This is a genomic window from Caulobacter sp. KR2-114 (assembly GCF_049446115.1).
Lineage (GTDB): Bacteria > Pseudomonadota > Alphaproteobacteria > Caulobacterales > Caulobacteraceae > Acaudatibacter.
The window spans coordinates 746077-763465 of sequence record NZ_JBMSEC010000002.1 but is presented as its reverse complement, the minus strand read 5'-3'; the positions used below and the strand labels follow the sequence as shown (position 1 = coordinate 763465).

Below are 17389 nucleotides of genomic sequence, written 5' to 3'. Positions count from 1 at the left end.
CACCGGGTCGCGGGCTGTCGGGCAGGCGTGGCGGACCCTGGTGAATGCCCCTCGGCAGGGCAAATATTTAGATGTGAAGCGTCTTATAGGTCGGACCTATACACGGTCGCGGTGTCATAAAACTGCAATTGACCCGGCGCATAATCGGCAGACTGCTCTGTATAATGAGCGTTAGTCGTGGCGCTTTATATTGGCGGTTAATCACCAACATCTGCGCGCCTTTCATGCCATAGCGCTGGAAGGCAGCTTCAGCCGGGCCGCGCGACGCCTCAACGTGGCCCAGCCGACCTTGTCGCAGCAGATCAAGGCGCTGGAGGACCGTCATCAAGCGGTCTTGTTCGAGGGCCGCCGTCCGCCGTTGAGGCTGACCCCGATCGGGCGGGAGCTGTTCGCCCTGACCCAGCGCATGTTCGCCACCTCCGACGAGATCGACGAACTGCTCGACGACCGGATCGACACCGGTTCGGGCTCGGTGCGCATCGGCGCCGACTCGCCGGTGTACGCTGCCAGGCTGGCGCAGGCGCTGATGCAGGCCCACGCGGACATGGTCGTCGAGGCGCGCATCGACAACGCCGGCGACGCGATGCGCTGCCTGCAGGACGCCAAGGTCGACGTCGCGATCCTGAGCGACCCGGCGATGGACGGCCAGTTCTTCTACGAGCCGATCTTCGCCGACTATCTGCAGGTGGTGCTGCCGGTCGGCCATCGGCTGGCCCGCTCGCCGGTGTTCCCGCTGGCGGCCCTGGCGGAGGAGCGGGTGATCATCCGCGAGCCCGCCTCCAAGACCCGCGCGGCCATGGAGACTCTGATGGCCTCGGCGGGGGTGTTTCCCGCCCAGGTGATGGAGCTGCACAGCCGCGAGGCGATTCGCGAGGCCATCGCGCTGGGCATGGGCGTCAGCCTGTTCTTCTCCAGCGACTGCCCGCCGGACACCCGCCTGGCGCTGGTGCGTCCGGACCGCCAGGGGGAGCGCGCGCAGCTGACCGGCTATCTGGTGGGCCGGGTCGAGCGGCGGCGAACGGCGATGATGCGCGCCGTGCTCACGGCGGCGCAGACCCTCAAGGCGCTCAGCCCGCTGCCGCTGCACGCGCCGGCGCCACGCGCCGTGTCGGCGCCGGGCCGCCCCGAAGCTTCCCGCTCGGCGGAGCCGCAGCTCTCCGTTCAGTCCTGAGGCGGCTGGTCCCGCTGCAACGACCGCAGCAGCGGCGCGAAGTCCGCGAAGGTGCGGCCACAAGGCTCCAGGTCCTTGCCCAGGTCGTCCCAGCGGCGCAGGGCCACGGCCTGACGCCAATAGGGCTTGCGCTCGAACGCCGCCGCGCCGCCCTCGTCGAACGGTCCGCCCTGCAGCGCCAGCGAGGCCGCAGAGGCGGGGCTGAGGGCGTCGAGGTAGCCGGGCTGGCGCAGGCACAGCCAGCGCTTGGCCGGCACATGCAGGGCGATCGGTCCGCGCACCGCCCGGCCGAACAGCGCCGACAGGGCGCGCGCGCCGGTGATCTCGTGACGATCATCCTGGGCGGCGGTCGTCGCCTCGGCTTCCTCCAGGAACAGGTGGCCGACGTCGTGCAGCAGGGCGGCGGCGACCAGGCTGGGCGCGGCGCCGGCCGCCTCGGCGAGCCCCGCGCACTGCACGGCGTGCTCCAGCTGGGTGACCCCCTCGCCGTAGGTCTGGCCGCCCCGCGCCGCGTACAGCGCGGCCAGGTCGTCAAGGCTGGACAGGCGCGGCAACGATCCGATCCTCCGCAAGAGCACGATGGCTTTTGTCGGAATCGACAAGAGGCTGAATCGTGCTCGTAGACTTAAAGAGGCGAGCCTGCTGATCGCCTTTTGATGGTTCCATCAAAAGACGGCTGGCTCTAGGCGACGACGGAAGTACAGCCACGCGCCGGCGACCAGGGCCAGGCCGGCGACGGCCAGGACGTAGGAGATCATCTCCAGGAAGCTGATCCAAGACAGCTTCAGCCCGGTGAGATTGCGCGCGATCAGCAGCGCCACGGAACTGGCGTAGCCGGCGCCGTCCGCCACATAGATCAGGAAGCCGGCGGTGCCGGTGCGCCCGCTGGCGGCGATGAAACGGTCGAACAGCAGGGCGTTGAACGGGGTGTAGGCCAGGTAGAGCCCCGCTCCGAGGGCGATCATCCAGCTGATCGGGCCGATCCAGCGCGCCTGGAAGGCCAGCGACGAGGCCCCGGCCAGGGCCAGGCCCAGCGCCACCAGGCCCAGGTTCGCCAGGAAGGCGCGGCGGTTGTCGCGCACGAACATCACCAGCGACAGGGTCGCCAGCACGATCACCGCCACCGGCAGTTCCGACAGTGAGAAGATCGCCGCATCGTCCTTGAATCCCAGGCCATTCCAGATCTCGGCGGCGAAGTTGTCGCGAAAATCGCGCAGGGCGGTGAGGCCCACGTAGACGACGATCAGGGCGACCAGGCCGGGGGCGAAGGCGGCGAACATCGCCCGCCGGGCCGGCCCGTCCATCGGCGCGCGGGCCACCCGCAGCCGCTCGTCCTCGGCGCTGGGCGGCGGCAGCACGGCCAGCCCCGCCACGCACGCCAGCAGCAGCGGGGCGAACAGCAGGCCGGTCAGGGCCGGCATCCAGTACTCGTCGGCCCAGCCGCGCAGCATCACCGCCTTGCCGGCCGACTTCACCACGCCGGAGGAGACGATGAAGCTGGCGCAGAGGATCGCGCCCAGCACCTCCGACAGCCGCCGGCCCTCCAGGAAGCCGAACACCAGCCCCCAGATCATCCCCAGCGCCAGGCCATTGGCGAACAGGCAGGCGATGTTCCAGGGCGCGGGGATCAGCGCGAACAGCACGAGCGCAACCTCGGCGGCGCCGATCAGGGCGACGATGCCGAGCGCGCGGCGGTGCGGCGGGGTCTCGGAGATCACCTTGACGCCGGCGATCTTGGACAGGGCGTAGCCCAGCACCTGGGCGATCACCAGGGCGATCTTGTACTGCACGACGAACGGCGCGGCGGCAGCGAAGCTGGCCACGGTGAACGGCTTGCGAAAGGCGTACATGGCGAAATAAGCGCCGAACGCCATACTGCCGGCGTAGGCGGCGAACACCGGCGCCGGCGCGCGGGCGAGCCAGGCGCTGAATCCGGACAGCGAAGGGGCGGGCGGCGCGGCGGCGGCGGCCGTCATCGGGCGCTCGTCCGGCGGGGGCGCTCCGCGTCGTTCCGATGTCGCATGCCGCTGCTCCAGGCGATGGTCCGGACCGGGACCTTCCGGAAGCGTGCATAGCGGCGGCTTGCGACAGAACGGATTCAGCGGCCGGCGCACGCTGCGCGCCGGCCGCCCTGTCGGTTCCTGGTGGTCTAGAACATGTGGCCCAGGGCCGAGAACTTGATGTTCACCCGGCCCATGACCGCGTCGTCGTGATAGTGCATGCGGGAGATGTCCGAGACGCTGTTGGCGGAACTGGTCGAGAAGTTGTCGGTGTAGTCGCCGACCTCGGTGTGCCGGTACTCGACGCCCAGGGTCATGTTCGGCGTGGTCATGAAGTCGACGCCGCCGCCCAGGGTCCAGCCGGCGTGGGTGTCTTCACGGCCCGCGCTGTTGGCATAGGGGCCGAAGGTCGTCCCCGGGTTGGCCGTGGTCACCGCCGAGGTGACGGTGGGGGCATAGCCGTAGAAGGCGCGGTCGCGGATGTTCACCCAGGCCGCGCCGCCCGTGGCGTAGATCAGCGCCCGGTCCATGCCCACGCCGACCCGGCCCCGCAGGGTCGCGGTCCAGGTGGGATCGGCGAAGCGCTGCACCGCCACCGACGAGCCGGTGGTCAGGCCGGTGGCCGGCAGGGTGTAGCTGTCGGACGCCCGCGCCCGGCCGCTCATGCCGTCGAAGTCGCCTTCCATGCCGAACACCAGGCCGCCGCGCTGCAGGTTGTAGCCCAGCTGGCCGCCGCCCATGAACCCGTCGTGGTTCAGGTGCTGGCGCGCCGTGGAGCTGGTGGTGGGGACGGTGACGGCGCCCGCGCCGGCGTTCACCCCGGTGAGCTGATTGACGGTGAGGTTGGAGTCCGCCGTGCTGCGCGCGCCGCTCCAGCCGCCGTTCAGACCGCCGTAGAGGCCGCTCCAGTCCGGCGCGCCATCGGCCGGTTGCGCCGACGCCGCGCCGGCGGCCAGACAGAAGCCGCCAACCGCGGCCAGTATTGATACGCTCTTCAACATGAGAAACTCCAGTACGCCTTGTGTAAGCGGCGCTTACGACGCGCAGCCCTTTGACGAGCCATGAAGACGCGAGGGGGCTGAGCCGTTCCTCATCTTCACCATTGGGGTGCCAGGCTGCGGCAAATCGGCAACAGCGATCGCTATGGTCGTGATTGATCTTTACGATGTCAGCTGGCGGTGAGACTCGCCAGGATCAGGCTCTTGAACCCCATCGCGGCGGCCATCGTGGATTGAGGGTCGGCGCGGCGAAGATCGTCGGCGCGGGTGTGGTGGAAGCGGTGGGCGCCGAACACGCCCGCCACAGCGCCATAGCCGGCCGCCAGGATGCCGGTCAGCTCGCCGGCGGAAGCCCCCGGCGCGGTCTCGCGTACGTCCTGCAAGCCGGGCTGGCCGGTGAAGGCCCCTCGCGCGCGGGCGGCCAGAGGCGGCGACACCATCAGGATCCGCTGCGGATCGGGGCTCGACAAGGGCGTCAGCGGGCCCAGCTCGTTCCAGTCCCGGCCCGCGACGTTGGCCCCCAGGTGGACCCACAGGTCGGTGGCGGCAGGGCGGGGCGCCAGGGGCGAGGTCAGGAACGCCTCGCCGCCCATGTTTTCGTATTCGTGACCGGATGTGGCCAGGAACACGAGATCATGGCCGGTCAGCGCGGCCGGGGCCCAGCGGAGCAGGGCGAGCCAGACAGCCACGCCGGGCCCCCGCTCGCCGCCGCAGGCGAACCAGCCGGAGCGAGGCGTCGAGACGGCCAGGGTGCGGCCCGCGCCGCGATCCAGTCGGGCGAGCAGGTTCCAGGCCCGCCGTCGCCCGCCGCGGCCGTCGATCACCAGGTGGCCGTGCGCGCCGCGTTCGGCGGCCGCCAGCAGCGGCGCCGCCTGGCGCGGCGCGAGGCTGGCGACGGGACCCCTGAACAGGGGTCTGTCCGGCGGCGCATTGAGGGCGATGGCCTCACCGGTGGGCCCGGTGGTGACCAGCACCACGGCCGCCGCACCGCCGGCGAAGGCCTCGTCCACGGCCCGGCGCAGGCCGGGCGCGGTGGCGGTGGACCAGCGGCTGTGCGGCAGCACCAGCAGGGCGATGGCGCCAAGGCAGGGCGCCGCCGGCGCCGTCCAGGCCTGGCGGATGACCAGGGGGCCCTCGACCCCGCCAGGACCGGTGGGCGTGACCACCCCCTGGGGGATCACCTCCGCACTCGCTGCGCCGGCCGCCAGCATGGCGGTGGAGGGCTCGAACCAGGGAACCTCGATCGGGTGGCGACGCACCGCATAGCCGGCGCGGACGGCCTCGGCTTCCAGCCAGGCGCCACAGGCCTCGTCGCCCGGACCGCCCGAGGCCTTGCCCCCGAAGCCGACGTAGCGCTGCAGGTCGGCGACGCAGGTGTCGGCGGGCGGCGGCGACGCGGCGATGGGCGTGGCCGCCCCGCCGCCCGCCGCCGCCAGGGCGAGCAAGGCGCGGCGGGAGACCGGCAGGGGCGGGGTCACGGGGTGCGCCTGGGGTTCTGCGGCCCGCTCCAGCCGAAGCGGTAGGCGCTCTCGGGCCGCTCGGGCGCCGGCGAGGCCTGCAGGTCCAGAGGCTGATAGCCGCCGTTGGCGTCGCCCATGTGCTGCAGCGCGGCCAGCGCCTGTGGGCTGGCGTCGAACGCCGCCCCCGCCAGGGCGTCCAGCGGCCGGAACACGGCATACTGGCGCTGGATGTGCGAGGCGTTGCGCCCGGGGGTGGAATGGTCGGCGACCACGCCGCAGCCGGCGCCGGACGAGCGCACCAGGAAATAGGCCTTTCGCGACGCGGCGCTGGTCCGGAAGAGGTCGATGGCCATGCGATGGTCGTTGACCGTGTCCTGGTCGAAGACTTCCGCCACCTCGATGACGTAGGGCGGCAGGGCGCGAATCTGCCGGTCGTCGGCCTGCATCGCGTACCAGGGCGCCAGCTCGAACATGAAGGCGCCGTTCGCGCCCCAACCCTGCCGCGCCACGCCGTCGTAGGCCAGGGCGGGGACCGCCCCGCCGCCGAACGAGTGGCCGACGAAGCCCACGCGGCTGAGGTCCATCGCCGTCCCGAACGCCGCCGCTGCCGCCCGGTCGCCCTGGCGCAGCGCCTCGTAGCGCTGCTGCATGCTGACGCCGAACATCTCGTAGGAGGAAAACACCACGACATATCCGCGGCTTGCCAGATGCCGCACCAGGTCTTCGTAGTTTCGCCATTCGCCCGGGCCGAAGCCATGGGCGAAGAAGATGACCGGCCGTGGCCCCCGCGCGCCGCGCGGCAGGAAGACCTGCACCGGCTGGGCCGGATCGGCGGGGTTGGCGACGGCGCGGACATCGAAGGCGAAGGTCCCGTCGGCGCCGTATCCGGTGGTGATCGGCGGGGCGTCGCAGGCGTCGGCGGCCCACGCCGCCGGCGCGGCCAGCATTGCCAGCGCGGCGAAGAGGGAGGCGAGGGGGCTCATCGCGCCGCCTCCATCAGCGGCAGCAGGGTCTGCTGCAGGGCGTCGTATTGCGCCTCCCGAGGCTCCTGGGCCGGACCGCTCGAGACGCCGAAGGCCATCAGCCGGTCCTGGGCGGGCGTGTAGGCCGGCCACTTCGGATCGCCGCAGGCGGGTGTCCCTGTCTTGGCGAAGGCGATCCAGCAGCCGTGCGCCAGGCGCTCCATGGCCTGGTCGTCGGCGGAGGCGGCCGGGCCGGCGAGCGCCGACCATGTGGCGAACACGAACGGGATCTCGCCCCCGTGCTGGGTCCCCGGCGCGGACCCGCGGCGCAGGGTCGGCACGTAGTCGAAGCGATAGAGCCAGGTGGGCGCGACGGCGCTCTGACGGGCGGCGACCCAACGCGAGGGCGCGCCCATGATGGCGTCGGTGAACAGGTCCGAGGCGGCCTTGTCGTCGTCGCCGGGATAGAGGGCGCGCATGGTCGCCGGGACCCTCGCCAGCATGGTCTGCGGCGGAATGCGGAAGCTCCGCATCAGCGAGGCTTCGTAGCTGTTCGAGCCGATGATCAGCGGCGCCGCGATCTGCCGGCTGGCCGCGAACGTCCGGGTCACCGACTGTGGCAACAGGCGCCCGTCGGTCACCGGCCCGACTGCGCCGAGGGTCATGGGCAGGGCGAACAGCTTGTCTACCGGCAGTGCGCGCAGCTGCTGGGGCGTCGCATCAGGCCCCAGGCCGGCCGCCGTCGCCAGGCTGCTTCCCTGCGCCTCCGCCTGGGCCAGAGTCTTGTCGGCGCCCCAGCCGCCGCCGGATTCGACGATCGCCTTGGCGAACAGCCCCTTCGCGGAAGGCGCCGACAGCAGGGCCAGCACGCTCTCGCCGCCGGCAGACTCCCCGAACACGGTCACGTTGGCCGGATCGCCGCCGAAGGCCGCGATATTGTGCTGCACCCAGCGCAGCGCGGCGATCTGGTCCATCAGGCCGTAGTTGACGAGCGGCTCGTCCGGTGACGCCGCCCGGGTGAGGGCCGGATGGGCGAACCAGCCGAGCGCGCCCAGCCGGTAGTTGAGGCTGACCAGGATCACGCCGTCACGGGCAAAGGGTGCGCCATCGTAGATCCGCGCCGAGCCGGAGCCGAAACGGAAGGCGCCCCCGTGGATCCAGACCATCACCGGCGCCTTGCGCGCGCCGGCGAAGCTCCAGATGTTCAGGGTCAGGCAGTCCTCGCTCTGCGGCTGGTCGGCGCCCGCCGCCGCCGCGCCGTCGGGTCGCCTGGGTTGCGGACAGACGGGGCCGAAGTCGGCGGCCGGACGCACGCCGGTCCAGGCCTGCACCGGGGCTGGCGGGGCCCAGCGGCGCTCGCCGATGGGCGGGGCGGCATAGGGCACGCCCTTGAAGATCTCCAGACCGGCATCGCGCACGCCGTCCACCCGGCCGCCGTCCACCGCCACCTCGACGGACGCAGCCGCCGCGCTCGCCGTCCAGACCCCGAGCGTCGCCGCCGCCAAGGCGGCCGCCATGCCTGAAAGCGTCCCTCTTCCCCACGTCATCGCTTGCCTGTGCCCCGTCGGATGCAGCCCGGTCTGTCGCCTGCCGAGCCTAGCGGTGGACCTGCCGGTCGACGAGCCCGCCGCCGGGCGGCGCGACCTCCCGCCGCCCGCGAGGCTTCATACGGATTTCAACGGCTTATCCTTCGCCATGCCCTCGGGTTATGGCGGCGCCGACAACTATGCACCCCCGCTGCGGGTGATCTGGGCCCCGCAGGCTTGGGCGATGACGGCGATCTCGCGGATCACCGCAGAGTGCAGGGCGCCCTCGGTGACGAACAGGCTGAGTGCGTAGGGCCCGCCCTCCAGGCGGGCGGGAACCCGCGCCAGGCGGCCGTCGGCCAACTCGGCGGCGAACAGGAAGGCCGGCCCGTGGCTGATCACGTCGGTCTGGGCGACGATCGTCTTCACCAGATCGAAGTCGGGGCCGATGATGTCACCGGCGCCGTCGTTCGCGGGCCGGCCCACGAGCCGGCCGAGCTCCGGCGATCGGCTCGGAAGCACCACGGCGGGGGCGGGCGACGAATCTTGCGCACTCAGCAGCGGATGGCCGGGGCGGGCCACCGCCACCAGCGGGCTTTCAAGCAGCGGAAAGGCCTTCAGCCCTGGTTGCGTTGCGTCGAGCCGGCGGCTGGCGACGCCGAGGTCGATTTCCCGCGCCGCCAGGCGGTCGCCCATGTCGGAGGCGGCGCGATCGACGATTTCCACCTTCAGGGCGGGGAAGCGTTCGACAATGGCGCGCACCAGCTGCGGCATGAAGCCCGTCCGGGCCACGGGCTCGTCGGCGATCCTCACGCGGCCGGTCTCGCCGATGGCCATCTGGCGCACCTCGGCGGTGATGCGGTCGGCGTCGCCGAGGCGCTCGCGGGCGTATTGGACGATGTGCAAGGCGAAGGCCGTCGGCAAGGTGGCGCCGCCCCCGCGCGAGAACAGCGCCACGCCCAGCTGATCCTCCAGCCGCGCGACCGCCTTGCTGAGCGCCGGCTGCGACACGCCCAGCGCCTGGGCCGCGCGGCCGAAGCTACCCTGCCGGACGATCTCGGTCACCAGGTGCAGCCGTCGGTAGTCCATGCCTTCGGGTTATGGGGATCGCAAAGACAATTCAATTTCAAACATCAGGTCCCGCCCTAGTCTCCGGCCGACGACCGCACCCGAGAAGCGGCCGCACCAAAGGGGAGGGGACCATGAACATCCGCCGTCCGCGCGTCGCCGCGCGCGCATTCGTCCTGGCGTTGCAGGCAGGCGCCTCCGTCGCCGTCCTGGCCGCCGCCGCGCCGGCCGTCGCCGCCGAACTCCCCGCCAGCGACGGGGCTACGCTCGACACTGTGGTCGTGACCGCCGAAAAGCGGTCGGAGAGACTGCAGGACATTCCTGCCGCGGTAAGCGTGGTGGGGGGTGATCAGCTGGTGTCGCTGGGCGTCTCGAGCACCCGCGACCTGCTGCAACAGCTGCCCGGCGTCGACCTCGTCTCCAGCGGTCCGACCTTCCTGCAGGACGTTTCCATGCGGGGCCAGGGGGCCGGACGCAACGGCTTCTCCGAGACCTCGACCGGACTCTACGAAAACGGAGCCTACATCGCCGGCGGCGGGTTCAACGGCCGTCAGCTGTCGGAAATGAACCTGTTCGACGTCGACCGGCTGGAAGTGCTCCATGGCCCGCAGGGCGCGCTCTACGGCCGCAATTCGGTGGGCGGCGCGATCAACGTCATCGAACACCAGCCGACGGGCAGCTTTTCCGCCCTCGAGCAGTTCAAGTACGGCGACAAGAACACCTACGGCGGCCAGGGCGTCGTCAACGCGCCGATCACCACCGGACTTGGCGAACTCGATGTGCGCGTGGGCGGGTTCTATACGGCGCAGAACGGCGGGTTCATGAGCAACCTGACCACCGGGGACGCCATCGACGCCTATCATTCCTGGGGTGTGCGCACAGGCTTCCTGGCCAGGCCCACCCACGGCGGCAAGCTGTACGTCCAGCTGGAGTACTACGACATCCGCCAGGGCTCGTTCGGCACGCTGGGCTATGTGCCGGTCTATGCGGCCACCACCTCGGCCTTCACCAAGGGCGCCACCCTCGACCCGGGCCCCTACACCCGCAGCAACATGAACCGCGAGGGCCGTTCCAAGGCGCCGGACTTCAGCGCCTACGTCGGCTTCGACCAGGCGACCGACGCCGGCGACCTGTCGGTGAAGCTCTACAACCGCGACCGCAACGCCGGACGCTACAACGAGGACTACGACCACTATCTGGGCCTGTCCGGCTTCGCCTCGCGCGCCGCCGGCAGCGTGACCGCGCCCACCGACCTGTCGCAGTTCCAGTATGAGGACTACCACCTCTACGACGGCCAGGTGACCTTTGCCGCGCATCAGACGGGGCGCTGGAAGTGGCTCGTTGGCGGCGAGGCGCTGCACTTCTCCGACGCCGTGCACCAGGGGATGGCCAACTGCGCGGCCTACGATCCTGCGCCCAAGACCGCGGCGGCGATGGCGACCTATCAAGGCAATGGCGCCGGCGGCTGCGTGGCGGGGCTGGCGCCGTCGTCCGCGGCCTATCCAGTCTCGTCGCAGTACACCGCCGACGTGGCGGTGCTGAACGCCATCCGCGGGCAGATGAGCGACCTGCGCTACCTCAGCAAGCTGACCTCCTACGCCGCTTTCGGCACCCTGACCTACGACCTCACCCCCCAGGTGGCGCTTGGCTTCGAGGGGCGGGTGACCACGGACCGCGCGAACTTCAGCTTCCAGCAGTACTCCCAGGATCCGCTGGCCTGGTTCGGCGCCGGCGCCGCCCCGGCCGGCTTCCTCGCGCCCCTGGCGGGGGAATACTGTTCGCCAGCCATCGTTGCGGCTGGACAGTGCACGGGCGCCACGGGCGGTCCGTACCAGAGCGGCCCCCTGAGCCACCGCTGGACCGAAGTGCTGCCAGGGGCGAGCCTCAACTGGCGGCCCAGTTCGCGCCAGATCTTATACGTCCGCTTCGCCACCGGTTATCGCCCAGGGGGCTACAACAACCCGCTCACGGCCGTGCAGCCGCTGTACCAGCCGGAGTACGCCCGCTCGGTCGAGACCGGTTGGAAAGGCGACGTCTTCGGCCTGTTCCATGCCGAGGCGGACATCTACTACCAGGCCACGCGCCACGTGCAGCTGGTCCAGTACTCGACCACGGCGGCGGGCGGCTACGTGCTGCAGAACGTCGGCGACGACCATGTCTACGGGATCGAGGCGAACGCGCACCGCGAGTTCCGCGGCGTCGGGCCTGGCGTGCTGAAGCTGTCGGTCAGCCTGTCGTCCAACACCGGCGCCTTTGAAGGCGGGGCGACGATCACCGAGAAGGCGCCCTACGGCCCCCTGTCGCTCGCCGGCCTGCGGACGCCCTACACCAATGACATCCAGGGTTCGATCGACGCCGCCTATACCCTGCCGCTGAACGGGCAGCTGTCACTGAAGCTGGAGGGGACCTACGGCTTCGCCCGTGGCGGGGTGCAGCAATACTCGGCGGCCAGCGGCGTGCTGACGCCCGTGCCGTTCCCGACCCGCAACCTGCTGGACCTGCATCTGACGCTGGCCTCGACCCGGGGGTGGGAGATCTCGGCGTACGGCAAGAACATCACCGACGATCGCTATCTGACCTCGACGGTGGGCAGCGCCCAGTTCTGGTCGCAGCCGGCCACCTGGGGCCTCACCGTCACGGCGCGGCAGTGACCGGGCGATGGCGCGCCGGCCCGGGCGGGGTCACCGAGACTCTCAGGGACGAAAGGTCCGGCAGGTCGAGCGCCGCCGCCTTGGCCAGTTCCAGGGTCCGGCGGATCACCGGCGAGGCCATTGCCGCCCGGTGCACGAGGCTGACGCAGTGATAGCGGTCCGTGTGGTCCGACGGCAGGCGCACGACCTCGCCCGCGGCGAAGGCCCGCGGGTAGACCGACAGCGGCGCCTGGCCGATGGCGTCCGAGCGGCGCACGATGTCCAGGATCAGTCCGTAGTCGTGCGTCAGATAGGCGGTCAGGTTCTCCCGTCGCCGGGCGTCATAGCCCTGCGCCTTGGCGATCAGCACCGGAGAAACGCCGGGCGAGGCCAACGGATAGTCCAGCAGCGCGCGCAGGTCCGGCGCCCCGCGGCGTGCGAGCAGAGGATGGCCCGGACGGGCGAAGAAGCAGACCTCATCGCGGAACAGGCTGGCGCGCACCAGGTCGCGCGAATCGGGGACCAGCTCGGAGGTGGTGATCACCATGTCCAGCCGCCGCTCGGCGACGTCGGTGATGAGCTCGCGCGCGCGCCCGTTGACCAGCTGGATGCTCAGCCGCGGGTAGGCCGCGGTCAGGCGCACCGCCAGAGGCGCGGCCAGGATCGCGCGGGCGGCGGCGCCGACGCCGATGGAGATCGCGCCCGAGCGCCCCTCGGCGAGATCGCGCACTTCCTGCACCACCGTCGAGACGTCGCTCAGCGCCCGGCGCGCCTGGTCGGCGATGTGGCGCGCGTAGTCGGTGGGCTGGGCGCCGCGGCCGCTGCGGTCGAACAGCCGCAGGCCCAGGTCGCGCTCCAGTCGGGCGATGCTGCGGCTGAGGGCCGGCTGCGAGAGGCCGAGCACCTCCGCCGCCCGGCTGAAGCTGCCGGCGTCGCAGATCTCGGTGACCTGACGCAGCTGCCTGACATCCATAGCCTGTTTCTTCGCCCCCGCTGCGGTCGCGCGCCCAGGCTAGGCGCCGCCGGGGCTTGCGCCAAGCCCGTCCTGCGCCCGGCGCGGGCGCACGTCATCCCCATGCAAGGAGTCGCCTCGTGACCACCGACATCGCCGGCAGGACCGTCATCATCACCGGGGCCGGGGGCGGCATAGGCGAGGCCCTGGCGCTCGGCTTCCTCGCCGATGGCGCCCGCGTGGTCGGGGCCGACGTGGACCTGTCCGGTCTGGAGCGGCTGGCGGCGCGCGGCGTGGTCACCCGCCGCTGCGACGTCACCGTCGAGGCCGAGGTCCGGGCGCTGATCGCGGCCGCGCAGGCTGAGACGGGGCGCGTCGACGTCCTGTTCAACAACGCCGGCCTTGGCCATCGCCACCGCATCGACGAGATCCCGGACGGTCTCTTCGAGCGCATGGCGCAAGTCTCGCTGTTCGGTCCGTTCTACGCCATCCGCGCCGCCCTGCCGGTGATGCGCGCCCAGGGCTACGGCCGCGTCGTCAACATGATCTCGCGCGGCGCCGAGGCGCGCGCCCCGGGCTGGGCCGGGTACGCCTCGGCCAAGGCGGGGCTGTTCGCCCTGACCCGCGTAGCCGCCGCCGAGACGCAAGGGGCGGATATCCTGGTCAACGCCATGATCCCCGGGCCTACCCGCAGCGGCATGAACCAGGGCCCTGGCCTGCAGGAGCCGGCGGCCGTCTATCCCCATGCGCGGTGGATGGCGAGCCTTCCCAGCGGGGGCCCGAACGGCGAAGTGTTCTGGAACAGCAAGCCCTATGCCCTGTTCGCGGGCGGCGCGACGCGGGAGGCCTGAGTTCCATGGACGATGTCGAGCGCCTGCTGATCGAGCGCGCCTGTGCGCGCCTGGTGGCGCGGTACTGCCACCTCGTCGACCACGGGGAGGCCGAGCGGGTCGCCGACCTCTTCACCGAGGATGGGACCTGGAGTTCGCCCGAGCAGATGATGGACGGGCGCGAGGCGATCGCCCGCGGCTTCCGCCGGCGGCAGGACAACCGGGGCCGCATCTCCCGGCACGTCTGCGAGAACCTGCTGGTCGAGGTCCAGGACGCCGAGCGCGCCGCCGGGGTGGTCTATCTGACCCTGTATCGGGAGGACGGACCTCCCGGCAGGCCCTACGCCACCGCCCTGGTTCCCGCGCTGATCGGTGAATACCGTGACGTGTTCGTGCGCACGCCCGACGGCTGGCGCATCCGCTCGCGCGAGACCGTGGTGTCGTTCAGACCCGGCTAGAACCTGTCAGGCAAAAGCGTACGCGGCCTTGTCGCCCGAACATGGTCTAAGAACATGGTCTAAACTTATGAAGACAGAGCCTTTTTCAACGGGTCAGATGATCCCGTCTGACCCTGAGGGCTCCAGGGCCTGGCGACCCGGCCAGGGCTGGCCCCGACGGGGCGTGGTGCCGGTTGCAGGACTCGAACCCGCGACCTTCGGTTTACAAAACCGCTGCTCTACCAGCTGAGCTAAACCGGCGCCGAGGGGCGCTTATGCCGTAGGGGAGGGGTTGGTGGCAACTCACCGGCCGGCAGGGGCGTCATAGCGGCAGCCGCGTCCGCGCCCGGCCTGCCAGTCCCCAGGCGGCCACGCCCAGCGCCACGGCGCCGATCAGCAGGGTGCAGACGGCGTTGATCTCCGGCGAGACCCCCAGGCGGACCTGGCTGTAGATGCGCATCGGCAGGGTGGTCGCGCCGGGGCCGGAGGTGAAGGAGGCGATCACCAGGTCGTCCAGCGACAGGGTGAAGGCCAGCATCCAGCCGGCGGCGACGGCCGGGGCGATGTTCGGCAGGGTGACGGACAGGAAGGTGCGCCAGGGCGGGCAGCCCAGGTCCTGCGCGGCCTCTTCCAGGCTGCGGTCGAAGTCGACCAGCCGCGCCTGCACCACCACGGCGACGTAGCACAGGGTCAGGGTGGTGTGCGCCGCGGTCAGGGTCCAGAAGCCGCGGGGCAGGCCCAGGGCCACGAACAGCAGCAGCAGCGACAGGCCCATGATCACCTCGGGCATCACCAGCGGCGCATAGATCAGGCCTGCGAACAGCAGCCGTGAGCGGAAGCGCCCGCCGCGCACCAGGCCGACGGCGGCGAGGGTCCCCAGGACGGTGGCCAGGCTGGCGCTGAGCACGCCCACCCGCAGCGTCACCCAGGCGGCGTCGCGCAGGGCGTCGTCGTCCAGCAGCGCCGCATACCAATGCGTCGAGAAGCCGGACCAGACGGTGACCAGCCGGCCGGCGTTGAACGACCAGGCGACCAGCAGCACGATCGGCAGATAGAGGAAGGCCAGGCCCAGGCCGATGGAGGCCAGGTTGAACCAGGAGGGGCCCTTGCGCATCAGCGGGGCTCTCTCATTGGCGCTCCAGGGCGCGGGCCTGCTGATGCTGGTAGATCAGGATCGGCGCGGTGAGGGTGGCCAGGAGCACGATCGCCACCGCCGAGGCGCTGGGCCAGTCGCGGTCGGCGAAGAACTCGGTCCACAGCGTGCGGCCGATCATCAGCGAGCCCGGCCCGCCGAGCAGGTCGGGGATCACGAACTCGCCGACGATCGGGATGAAGCACAGCAGAGAGCCGGCCACGACGCCCGGCCAGGAGAGCGGCCAGGTCACCCGCCAGAACGCCCGCCACGGCGGCGCGCCCAGGTCGCCGGCGGCCTCCAGCAGGGTCGGGTCCAGCTTCTCGAGCGCCGCATAGAGCGGCAGCACCATGAACGGCAGGTAGGAATAGACGATGCCGATGTAGACCGCGGTCGGGGTGTTCATGATTTCCGCCGGCCCCAGATGCAGCCAGCCGAGCGCCAGGTTCAGCAGCCCTTCCGGCTTGAGGATGGCGATCCAGGCATAGACCCGGATCAGGAAGCTGGTCCAGAACGGCAGGATCACCGCCATCAGCAGCCAGGTGCGGGCCCGTGGACCGGTGCGGGCCATGCCGTAGGCCATAGGATAGCCGACCAGCAGCAGCAGCAGGGTGGAGACCGCCGCGACCTTCAGGCTGGAGAGATAGGCGGCCAGGTACAGGCGGTCGTGGACCAGCCGGGCATAGGTCTCGCCGCTGAGGCCGCGAACGAAATCGGCGACGCCGTCGGCCCCGCGCGACAGGTCCAGCGTCGGCGCATAGGGCGGGATCGCCAGCACGGTGTGCGACAGCGACAGCTTGGCCACCAGCACGAACGGAAACAGGAAGAACACCAGCAGCCAGGCGTAGGGCGGGACGGCCGCCAGCCAGCGGCGGGGGCGGGGGTCAGCCATGGGGCTGTGGCCCTCTCTGCGACTGCCTTGCGCCCCCTCCGTCAGCCCGCTTCGCGGTCTGCCACCTCCCCCGCTTCGCTGCGCTGCGCAGGGGAGGAGATACGGTCGGCGCCATTCTCATCTCCTCCCATGCAAGCCCGAAGGGCGCAGCGGGGGAGGTGGCGCTCAGCGCGCAGCGCTGAGTGACGGAGGGGGCGCAAGGCCACAGGCGGCGGCTCATCGCGTCAGCACCACGGCGGCGTCGGGCGCGAAGCTGGCCCAGACCTTGTCGCCGCGGACGATCGGGCGCTGCACGTGGCGCGAGGCGTTGGCGCGGGCGACGCGCAGGGTGCTATCGCCCTCAAGCGCCACGACATAGGTGCTCCAGTCGCCGGTGTAGCCGATGTCGCGCACCTCGCCGGCGAGCGTGTTGGGCGCTGCGGCGGCGGGCGGATCCTGCGCCAGGACCATCTTCTCGGGGCGCACGGCCAGCCAGACGGTGGTTCCGGGCGGCGGCGCGTCCGGGGCCTGCGCCAGGAACCCTGCCGGACACGCCGCGCCGGCCAGCTTAACCAGACCGCCCTCGGTCCCCGTCACCGCCGCCTCGAACAGGTTCACCTCGCCCAGGAAGCCGGCGACGTAGCGGCTGGCGGGCGCCTCGTAGATCTCCGCCGGCGGGGCCACCTGCTCGATGGCGCCCTCGCGCATCACCGCGATGCGGTCGGCCAGGCTCATGGCCTCCTCCTGGTCGTGGGTGACGATCAGGAAGGTGGTTCCCAGCCGCGCCTGTAGCGCCTTCAGCTCGAAGCGCGTCTCCTCGCGCAGCTTGCGGTCCAGGGCGGCCATGGGCTCGTCCAGCAGCAGCATCCTCGGCCGCTTGGCCAGGGCGCGGGCGAGGGCGACGCGCTGGCGCTGGCCGCCGGAGAGCTGGTCGGGGCGCCGCCGGCCAAGCCCGGTGAGCTGCACCAGGGCGAGCATCTCCTCCACCCGCGCGGCGATCGCGGCCCTGCCCAGGCCCTCCTGCCGCAGGCCGAAGGCGATGTTGCCGGCCACGTCGAGGTGCGGGAACAGGGCGTAGGACTGGAACATCATGTTCACCGGCCGCCGGTGCGGCGGCGTGCCCGCCAGGTCCTGGCCGCCCAGGGACACGCGCCCGCCGTCGGGGGCCTCGAACCCGGCCAGCAACCGCATCAGCGTGGTCTTGCCGCAGCCGGACGGGCCCAGCAGGGCGAAGAACTCGCCCTCGAGGATATCCAGGGTGACGTCGTTGACCGCCGTCACCTCGCCGAAGCGCTTGCTGACCCCCTCGAAGCGGGCGAGGGGCGGACGCGGAGCGGAGTCAGCCATGCCGC

The 17389-nt window shown here is 71.3% G+C and carries 15 protein-coding genes and 1 tRNA gene; 4 read left to right on the top strand and 12 right to left on the bottom strand.

Annotated features, from left to right (window positions below):
* Window positions 1–190 precede the first annotated feature (190 nt).
* Entirely contained in the window at window positions 191–1171 is a 981-nt protein-coding gene (locus tag ACO2Q3_RS09815; protein ID WP_423306382.1) for a LysR substrate-binding domain-containing protein, read from the top strand.
* Here the strand turns inward: ACO2Q3_RS09815 and ACO2Q3_RS09810 are convergent.
* The 7 genes from ACO2Q3_RS09810 to ACO2Q3_RS09780 form a co-directional block, all read right to left on the bottom strand.
* Window positions 1162–1725: an HD domain-containing protein gene (locus ACO2Q3_RS09810; protein ID WP_423306381.1), complete on the bottom strand. Its 564-nt coding sequence runs from the start codon at window positions 1723–1725 to the stop codon at window positions 1162–1164. The genes ACO2Q3_RS09815 and ACO2Q3_RS09810 overlap by 10 nt on opposite strands.
* A gap of 111 nt (window positions 1726–1836) precedes the next feature.
* Window positions 1837–3147 (bottom strand): DUF5690 family protein, encoded by a 1311-nt coding sequence (locus ACO2Q3_RS09805; RefSeq protein ID WP_423306380.1) that lies wholly within the window; start codon window positions 3145–3147, stop codon window positions 1837–1839.
* Between the two features lie 173 nt (window positions 3148–3320).
* Window positions 3321–4172 (bottom strand): outer membrane protein, encoded by an 852-nt coding sequence (locus ACO2Q3_RS09800; RefSeq protein WP_423306379.1) that lies wholly within the window; start codon window positions 4170–4172, stop codon window positions 3321–3323.
* Between the two features lie 167 nt (window positions 4173–4339).
* The gene (locus ACO2Q3_RS09795) at window positions 4340–5647 is read right to left on the bottom strand and encodes a hypothetical protein (RefSeq protein WP_423306378.1); all 1308 of its coding nucleotides are present in this window, start codon (window positions 5645–5647) and stop codon (window positions 4340–4342) included.
* A complete protein-coding gene (locus ACO2Q3_RS09790; RefSeq protein ID WP_423306376.1) occupies window positions 5644–6612 on the bottom strand; it encodes a chlorophyllase/cutinase-like alpha/beta fold protein in 969 nt (322 codons plus the stop codon). The genes ACO2Q3_RS09795 and ACO2Q3_RS09790 overlap by 4 nt, the downstream gene beginning before the upstream one ends.
* The gene (locus tag ACO2Q3_RS09785) at window positions 6609–8108 is read right to left on the bottom strand and encodes a carboxylesterase/lipase family protein (RefSeq protein WP_423306375.1); all 1500 of its coding nucleotides are present in this window, start codon (window positions 8106–8108) and stop codon (window positions 6609–6611) included. Before ACO2Q3_RS09785 ends, ACO2Q3_RS09790 begins: the two co-directional genes overlap by 4 nt.
* A 207-nt stretch (window positions 8109–8315) precedes the next feature.
* Complete coding sequence (locus ACO2Q3_RS09780) at window positions 8316–9206, bottom strand: LysR family transcriptional regulator (RefSeq protein WP_423306374.1); 891 nt, start codon at window positions 9204–9206, stop codon at window positions 8316–8318.
* 113 nt (window positions 9207–9319) lie between these two features.
* Here ACO2Q3_RS09780 and ACO2Q3_RS09775 point away from each other — a divergent pair, with 113 nt between their 5' ends.
* Window positions 9320–11836 (top strand): TonB-dependent receptor, encoded by a 2517-nt coding sequence (locus ACO2Q3_RS09775; protein WP_423306373.1) that lies wholly within the window; start codon window positions 9320–9322, stop codon window positions 11834–11836.
* On the opposite strand, the gene ACO2Q3_RS09770 is transcribed toward ACO2Q3_RS09775, so the two are convergent.
* Window positions 11820–12788 carry a LysR family transcriptional regulator gene (locus ACO2Q3_RS09770; protein WP_423306372.1) on the bottom strand — a complete coding sequence of 323 codons (969 nt, stop codon included), beginning with the start codon at window positions 12786–12788 and terminating at the stop codon, window positions 11820–11822. The genes ACO2Q3_RS09775 and ACO2Q3_RS09770 overlap by 17 nt on opposite strands.
* A 119-nt stretch (window positions 12789–12907) precedes the next feature.
* Between ACO2Q3_RS09770 and ACO2Q3_RS09765 the strand changes: the two genes are divergently transcribed.
* Both ACO2Q3_RS09765 and ACO2Q3_RS09760 read left to right on the top strand, forming a co-directional pair.
* Window positions 12908–13618, top strand: coding sequence for an SDR family oxidoreductase (locus ACO2Q3_RS09765; protein WP_423306371.1), 711 nt, complete (start codon window positions 12908–12910; stop codon window positions 13616–13618).
* A 5-nt stretch (window positions 13619–13623) separates the two neighbouring features.
* Entirely contained in the window at window positions 13624–14055 is a 432-nt protein-coding gene (locus ACO2Q3_RS09760) for a nuclear transport factor 2 family protein (RefSeq protein ID WP_423306370.1), read from the top strand.
* Window positions 14056–14219: 164 nt separating this feature from the next.
* Here the strand turns inward: ACO2Q3_RS09760 and ACO2Q3_RS09755 are convergent.
* The 4 genes from ACO2Q3_RS09755 to ACO2Q3_RS09740 all read right to left on the bottom strand — a co-directional run bounded on the left by ACO2Q3_RS09755 (window position 14220) and on the right by ACO2Q3_RS09740 (window position 17384).
* Window positions 14220–14295 (bottom strand) — tRNA-Thr (locus ACO2Q3_RS09755).
* Window positions 14296–14356: 61 nt separating this feature from the next.
* On the bottom strand, window positions 14357–15148 hold the full coding sequence (locus ACO2Q3_RS09750) for an ABC transporter permease (RefSeq protein ID WP_423306369.1): 792 nt from the start codon (window positions 15146–15148) through the stop codon (window positions 14357–14359).
* Window positions 15149–15161: 13 nt separating this feature from the next.
* Window positions 15162–16058: an ABC transporter permease gene (locus ACO2Q3_RS09745; RefSeq protein ID WP_423306368.1), complete on the bottom strand. Its 897-nt coding sequence runs from the start codon at window positions 16056–16058 to the stop codon at window positions 15162–15164.
* Window positions 16059–16274: 216 nt separating this feature from the next.
* Complete coding sequence (locus ACO2Q3_RS09740) at window positions 16275–17384, bottom strand: ABC transporter ATP-binding protein (RefSeq protein ID WP_423306367.1); 1110 nt, start codon at window positions 17382–17384, stop codon at window positions 16275–16277.
* Window positions 17385–17389: the final 5 nt, after the last annotated feature.

Coding starts and splice junctions, on each gene's coding strand:
- ACO2Q3_RS09805 (WP_423306380.1), bottom strand. CDS start 3,147: ATGACGGCCGCCGCCGCCGCGCCGCCCGCCCCTTCGCTGTCCGGATTC.
- ACO2Q3_RS09800 (WP_423306379.1), bottom strand. CDS start 4,172: ATGTTGAAGAGCGTATCAATACTGGCCGCGGTTGGCGGCTTCTGTCTG.
- ACO2Q3_RS09790 (WP_423306376.1), bottom strand. CDS start 6,612: ATGAGCCCCCTCGCCTCCCTCTTCGCCGCGCTGGCAATGCTGGCCGCG.
- ACO2Q3_RS09785 (WP_423306375.1), bottom strand. CDS start 8,108: ATGGCGGCCGCCTTGGCGGCGGCGACGCTCGGGGTCTGGACGGCGAGC.
- ACO2Q3_RS09780 (WP_423306374.1), bottom strand. CDS start 9,206: ATGGACTACCGACGGCTGCACCTGGTGACCGAGATCGTCCGGCAGGGT.
- ACO2Q3_RS09775 (WP_423306373.1), top strand. CDS start 9,320: ATGAACATCCGCCGTCCGCGCGTCGCCGCGCGCGCATTCGTCCTGGCG.
- ACO2Q3_RS09770 (WP_423306372.1), bottom strand. CDS start 12,788: ATGGATGTCAGGCAGCTGCGTCAGGTCACCGAGATCTGCGACGCCGGC.
- ACO2Q3_RS09760 (WP_423306370.1), top strand. CDS start 13,624: ATGGACGATGTCGAGCGCCTGCTGATCGAGCGCGCCTGTGCGCGCCTG.
- ACO2Q3_RS09750 (WP_423306369.1), bottom strand. CDS start 15,148: ATGCGCAAGGGCCCCTCCTGGTTCAACCTGGCCTCCATCGGCCTGGGC.
- ACO2Q3_RS09745 (WP_423306368.1), bottom strand. CDS start 16,058: ATGGCTGACCCCCGCCCCCGCCGCTGGCTGGCGGCCGTCCCGCCCTAC.
- ACO2Q3_RS09740 (WP_423306367.1), bottom strand. CDS start 17,384: ATGGCTGACTCCGCTCCGCGTCCGCCCCTCGCCCGCTTCGAGGGGGTC.